At 66.3% G+C, this 6,438-nt stretch carries 5 protein-coding genes and 1 pseudogene; 1 reads left to right on the top strand and 5 read right to left on the bottom strand.

Going from position 1 to position 6,438, the window contains the following annotated elements:
- Positions 1-706: SDR family NAD(P)-dependent oxidoreductase (locus VGH54_RS01525; protein ID WP_331510171.1), on the top strand; the 706-nt coding region annotated here is incomplete at its 5' end.
- A 3-nt stretch (positions 707-709) separates the two neighbouring features.
- Here the strand turns inward: VGH54_RS01525 and VGH54_RS01520 are convergent.
- From VGH54_RS01520 to VGH54_RS01500, 5 genes and pseudogenes are all read right to left on the bottom strand, one after another.
- On the bottom strand, positions 710-1,417 hold the full coding sequence (locus tag VGH54_RS01520) for a cutinase family protein (protein ID WP_331510170.1): 708 nt from the start codon (positions 1,415-1,417) through the stop codon (positions 710-712).
- Between the two features lie 83 nt (positions 1,418-1,500).
- Positions 1,501-1,884, bottom strand: a complete 384-nt coding sequence (locus VGH54_RS01515; protein WP_331510169.1) for a hypothetical protein — start codon at positions 1,882-1,884, stop codon at positions 1,501-1,503.
- Between the two features lie 99 nt (positions 1,885-1,983).
- Positions 1,984-3,366, bottom strand: coding sequence for a DUF7159 family protein (locus tag VGH54_RS01510; protein WP_331510168.1), 1,383 nt, complete (start codon positions 3,364-3,366; stop codon positions 1,984-1,986).
- A gap of 236 nt (positions 3,367-3,602) precedes the next feature.
- Positions 3,603-5,639 (bottom strand): Hsp70 family protein, encoded by a 2,037-nt coding sequence (locus VGH54_RS01505; protein ID WP_414688618.1) that lies wholly within the window; start codon positions 5,637-5,639, stop codon positions 3,603-3,605.
- A gap of 153 nt (positions 5,640-5,792) precedes the next feature.
- Positions 5,793-6,438: pseudogene (locus VGH54_RS01500) on the bottom strand (hypothetical protein); the annotation flags it as partial.

The following is a 6,438-nucleotide window of genomic DNA, read 5'->3' as shown; positions in this document are numbered from 1 at the left end:
GGCGCTGCGAGCCTGGGGGCGCGTCGATATCGTGATCAACAATGCCGGCATCGTGCGCGATGCGCCGTTCGAGGACATCACCGCCGATCGGCTGGACCCGCTGATAGATGTACATCTCAAGGGTGCGTTCTACGTGACGAGGCCTGCGTGGAAGATCATGCGCGAGCAGCGCTACGGGCGAATCCTCAACACCTGCTCGGCTGCGGGACTCCTTGGCGCCGAACGGATGAGCAATTACGGTGCGGCGAAGACCGGGTTGGTCGGCTTGACCCGAGTCTTGGCCGCCGAGGGGGCCGACCACGGCATCAAAGTCAACGCGGTCGCGCCGATCGCCTACACCCGGATGCTGGCGCATTCGGTCGAGACAGCCAGCCGGCCGGACGACCCGTCAGCTCAGGCCGTGCTGGATGATCTTGTGACGCAATACCTTCAGAAGCTCGATCCGGCGCTGGTGGCCCCGGTGGCCGCGTTCCTGACGCACCGGGATTGCCCGGTGTCCGGTGAGATCTACACCGTCGGCGCCGGACACGTCGCCCGGTTCTTCATCGGCAGAACGAAAGGCTTCTACAGCCCCGCGCTGTCCATGGAGCAGGTGCGTGACCACCTCGACGAGATCCGCGACGAGGATGGCTACTCCGTGCCCGGTGAGCCCGCCGGCGAGATGGCCGAGTTGTTCGCCACGATCATGGCTAACCAGCCCGACTGACTGCTACAGGTGGCTGGCCGCGTAACCCGCGGCTTGAGCCGTCATACCGTTCACCGGGTAAGTGGTGTGCGCGAAACTCGGCGCCCCGCCGGGATCACCGTTGCAGATTGTGTCGCCATCAGCGCACAACTCGATGGTCTTGGGTGCGTACAGCGGACCGATGGTGATCGACGGCGCGCCATAATTCTGCAGCCACTGCGTCGACGGTTTCCCGAAGAGCGTGACCGCGGCGACGTGGTTGGCAATCTCCGGCGGCAGCGGCTTGGGCAAGAATGGCCTGTACTCGGCCGGCACCCCGGCGGGTACGGACGCCGAAGTGACGAAACCGGCCACGGCCGCACCCTGAGAATATCCGCCGAGCACGATCCTGGTCTTGGGGCAATTCGCCGCGGTGGCCTCGATATGACTGCCGGCGTCTCTGATCCCGTCGACGACGCTTTGGGCGAACTCGATGCGGTCGGAGAAATTGCTGCTGGCTTCGTAGTTGACCGGGTACACGTCGAGCGACTTGGCACCTACTGCCCCACGCAACTCCTCGACGAATGGCTCTCCGATCCCGCCGACACCGGGTGGCTCACCGGTGCCGCGGGCGAATACAGCTTCGACGTCCGGGCATGGTTGCGCAGACGTGATCGGCATGGGGACGCTCAGCAGCGCGCCAAGAGTTACCACCGCTGCGATGAGATAACGGCCGATAGGGCGTAGGCACATGGTCAGCATTGTGGCCTTGTACCCGCGAACCCGTCGCAGTATTCCCCGCGCGACCAATGTCGCGGCTTGCCGGTCGCGCCGGTTTAGGGTGACTCGTCCGGATCGTCCAGGACGCTGACGGCAATGCCGTACGGGAGGAATCGGACCTTGCGGCTCGCGTCAGTGTTGTTCCGGTTGGCGCGCAGGGCATCGAGTTCGGTGGCGTAGACCTCCTCGACGCGGGCGTCGCCGTCGGCGCTCATGGTGTAGATCGCCCAGACGCCGTCGCCGGCTTCGCCGGTGGTCTCCGGCCTGGACCGGGTGCGCTGCGCCAGATCCCCGAAAAGCGACGACCAGCCTGAACGGTCACCGGGCACGGCGAAGAACCGGCCGACTCCCTCAAATGCGTCGCGAAGTCCCTCGGTCGCGTCGCGGATCACATGCTCGAAGTCTTCCGGATCGAATCCGAACCGACCATTGTCGTCCATTGCGGCCTCCTGGCAGCTCACACCGATACACCCAGTGTGCGCATTTCGGGTCGCTCGCGCCACGCCAAGTAGCGGTACCCCGGTTTTAGCCGCCGACTGCTACGGCCCCGGCGGCGGGGGCGGCGGCGGGTTGATCGGAATCGGGACAGTGACAAACGGCAGATGGAGGTACATCACCATCGGCGGCAACCGCGGCTGCTCAGGAGCGGGCGGAGGCGCGGCCGGCGGCGGCGGAGGCGGCGCGGCCGGCGGTGGCGCCTCTTGTGCTGCGGGAGGCGGCACGTAGACCGGTGCTTGCCGACTCGGCGCCCGATAGACCGGGTTCGGGGTCACAGGCCCTTGCGGCAACTGGTGCAGCACCGGAGTCGGCGCCCTGATCGCCTGCGCCGGCGGTGGAGACGGTGCGGCCGATGGCGGTGTTGCTGCCGGCGGCGCGGATGAGCCCGGCGCGGCCACCGCAGGTGCGTGCGCGCTCGGCGGTGCCGGCACCTGCTTCGTGGGGATGACGTTTGTGCGGTGGCTGGTTCGCTGGCCGACGTCGGTTACCAGCGAAATCGCCAGTGCCACAATGCCGATGAGGATTGCCGCCGCCGCCCCACTGCTCGCCAGCAGGAACGGCCGGTGCCCGCGGAGGCCCTCACCGGCTTCCTCCTCCGCGAAGGCGCTGTAGGCGAGGGGGCTGTCACCCAACCGGGCATTGGCGGAAACGTCGAGATACCACGGAGCGAGCGCGTTCGGGTTCACCTCACCGGTACCCGGATCTTGCGCGTAGGCCAGCGCAGCGGTCGACGATGCGAACAACGGCGCGTTTGCCGACGCGAGCGCCGCTCCACGAGCGAGCGCCATGTCCGGTTCCTCGGGTGCGCTCACCGGAATCGAGACCCTCACGTCCAACTGTGGCTTGAGGGGGACAATGTCGACACCGCAACCGACGATGAACACGCCGTCCGGCCTCGACTCCAGCCCGTCGAGGGCGGTGACCATCGCCGCCAACTCGGTGGCTGCCTCGCTGCGCCGAGCGCAGTGCACCCTGCGTCGGTGCAGATCGACGATCGAACCGTCGGTGGTCGCGACCACGGCCAAGATAGCGCTTTCGGGCTCGACAAACAGCAGCGCGGTGTACTCGTAATCCATCGCATCGCCGACCGTCTGGGCCAGCGCGGCCGCCGCGAGCAGCGGTGAGACCAGCATGACGTTTCGCATCTCGCGGAAGGCCGGCGCGTCGCGTAGCGCACCCACCTCGGTCGGCTCGGTCCAGGTCACCCCGGTCGACATCAACCGGTAGCCCCCTTCAGCGGCGCCTTCCCGGGTCCCGAGGATCGCGGCGATCACCCGCTCAGGTGCCTCCGAGGTTGCCGCGCCGTCCGCGGCCACGACTTCGAAGTTGTCTTCCTCGACGGTGACACCGTCGGCGTTTTCACCTTCTAACAGCACCATGCGGACCGTCGTTGGTGCCATCGACACACCAAGTACGATGTCCACTGGTCCTCCAGAGTCCTTTGCTATTGCGGTCTAGGCGCAACCGCGAACGACGCGGGCTCTCGACGACTTTCGCCGCCTCCGGAAGATGCGACATTACCCCCGCCGATCCGGCAGTGCCACCCTACTCGTCAGGTGTCCGAATGCAGCCCTGTCGACTGGGCGAGCTGACGATAGGCAGCTGAGTCCGCTCCGCGGATTAACTCCCTAGTCGCGACGAGCGGAACGACCGCGACGCTTCAGTAGCCGTACCCCGGGCTCGAGTAGGGATTCTGCGGCATATACGGGCTCTGCTGGTACGGATTCTGCTGGTAGGGGCTCTGCTGATAGGGGTTCTGCTGTTGATACGGGTTTTGTGGTTGCTGGTTCGCCCCGCCCTGACCTTCGGGCACCTGAACCGGTATCGGCACCGGCACGAACGGCAGGTTCAGATATGTCGTCGTCATCGCCGGGGCCGTGGACGTGCTGGGCGGCGGTGGCGGTGGCGGTGGCGTCGTACTCGGCGTGGTGCTGGTGGTCGCCTGCGGCGTCGTGGTCGTCGGCTGCGGCACAGTGGTGGTCACCTGCGCCCTCGTCGTCACCGGCGGCGGGGGTGGCGGCGGCGGGGGCACGTACGTCTCGATCGGCGACGGAGGCGGAGGCGGCGGAGGCGCCAAGCTGGTCGGTGGCGGGACGACGATCGGCGACGGCTGCGCGCTCGGCGGAGGTGGTGGCAACGGGCTCGGCGACGGAAGCTGCGAGCTCAGTGGCGGCGGGGGCGCCGTCGTGGTGCTGCTCGGCAGTGTGGGCGCGCGGTTGCTGCTGCTGGTCAAGGTGAACGCCACGCCGCCGATCGCGATCATCGACACCAGCGCGGCGAGCCCCAGAAACAGCTGCGGCAGACGAGTTCCGCGGGGAACCATGTCGAACGGCTCGGCCTTCGGCAGTTGCATCAGCTGCGACGGGGTGGCCCGGTTGTCGTCGGTGTCGTAAGGCTCGCCGGTGTAGAGCACCGGCTCTTCGCCGGAATCGTCGGCCTGCGACCAGGCCAATTCGGTCAGTCTTTCCGACGGGTCGTCGAAGAGTGCACCGGCCGTGGGGATGCCGAATGTGCCGGTGGCGGTTCCGAGCGCGTCAGTGGGAGCCAGGAAGCGACCGGTGGTGGCAAGTCCGCTGGTCGACGTTGCAAAGCTGCCGGTCGACGCACCGACCAGCGCGGCCATCGTCGTTTCTTCGCGCTGCCTGTCTTGTTGCTCGATCGGCTGCTTGCCGGAGAGCATCACCGCGCCGACCGCCGTCGCGAAGGCCGGCTGCACGGCGGTCACCACCGAGGCTTTGCTGTGCGACGAAAGACGCTGGGCGACAACCGGAATCTTCGCACCTCCGCCCGCCATCGCCACCGCCGCGAGATCCTTGCCACGAACCCTGTTGCGGCGCAACAGGTCATCGAACGCGGAGAGCAGACCGTCGAGACGTTCCTCGACCAGGGCGTCCAGCTCCGCTCGGCTCACCTCGAGGCGGGTGCGCTTGCCCGGCAGATCGATAACCAGATCGGTCGACTTCTCGGTGGACAGCCGCTCTTTGGCCAGACGGCACTCCTCGCGCAGACTGGCGAACTGGCCGACGACGGCGGTGCTGGCCGGATCGGCGCCGCTGCTGTGACCCGTGCTGTCCAGCGCGTGCACCATCAGCGCCTGGTCGATGAGGTCACCGGAGAACTCCGGGAAACGCAACGTGTCGGCAATAGGTGTGAAGTCCGAAGCCGCGTCGGCCAGAGTGATGCTGGTGCCGCCGCCACCGAAATCGAGCAGCGCGACAATGCCTTTGGAAGGCAATCGTGAATCAGAGTTCAACGCCGTCAGCGCGGCAACGGAGTCCGGCACCAGCCGGGGCGCGATACCGCCATGAACAAAGTCGGCGTGGGTGATCAGGGCGTCCTGCAGGCCCTGCGTCGCATTCTGTCCCCAGTGCGCGGGAACGGCCATCGTGATATTCGATGTGGACGCTTTGCCACCAGTCGCGCTGGTCAACACATCCAGCGCCTCGACCAGCAACAGCGCCGGGTCATGCGTGGAACCGTCAGCGGATTTGAGAACGTGCGACCCACCGACTCGCTCGACAAAGCCGGCCATCAGTGTGCCGGTGTCGGCTGAGTCCGGATTTTCCACGGGCACACCGAGTTCCGGTGCGCGATCTGGGAAAAGGGTCAGCACAGCGCGACGCGAGACGGGTGGCGTCCCGCTGCGGACCGCGACTAAGTTTGTGGTCCCGATCGATAACCCCAACGGGTCATACATAAAGCGAATACTTTCGTCGATAGCGTTCGGTGGCCAGCGTCAACGATAACGGCGGCTCACGCTACGACGGTCGGGCACAACATCATCGGTACCCGGTCGATGCGGTTGCGTCACCGAAGTGATACCGCCGGCGGCTTGACAGATCGAGAAGCGTCACACCACGGTCAATGGCAGCGATCGGCGCGGCTGGAACTCGAACGTCGCCCCACCGCTGACTTTGGCGACCGCGACCTCAGACAGCTCCGTTGCGGCAGTGTCACTCTCGGAGAGTTCAGCGATCCAGTCGGTACCTGTTCCGGTGACGCGGACTTCGATGTGCGGGTCGACAGCGGTGGCGATCGCCTGCAACGGCTGGACCGACTCCGGCGAGCACAGCGAGATCCACGCGGCGTCGTCGTGGGCCGGCGACGGGTATACGTGCAATTGATCGTGCGCCTCGGCGTTGACGTAGCCCACCGGATTGAGCAACGGGTGCAACTCGAAAACCTTTAACACACCAGCGATTCCACCTGGAAGAGACAGTGCTCGATGGATCCGTTCTGCGCCGAGACCGGCGACGCCGATCAGACCGCGAGTGCATATCGAGTCAGCCAGCTTGACGTCCGACCCGGCCCGCGCTCGGACCGCGATCGCAAAGGACAGATACAACAGGTGCATCTGCAAACAAACCTCGTCGGCCATGCGCACCAGCGCCGAATGCGAGTACGCGCTGAAGTCGAAGTCGGACACCACAGGGCCCGAATAGTCGGCCAGACCTTCGTCGGACCGATCGATCGCGTCGAGTTCCCATTTCGCGGCG

The sequence above is a fragment of the Mycobacterium sp. genome (genome assembly GCF_036488105.1).
In the GTDB taxonomy this organism is placed as follows: domain Bacteria; phylum Actinomycetota; class Actinomycetes; order Mycobacteriales; family Mycobacteriaceae; genus Mycobacterium.
This window is presented reverse-complemented; position numbering and strand designations above follow the sequence as displayed.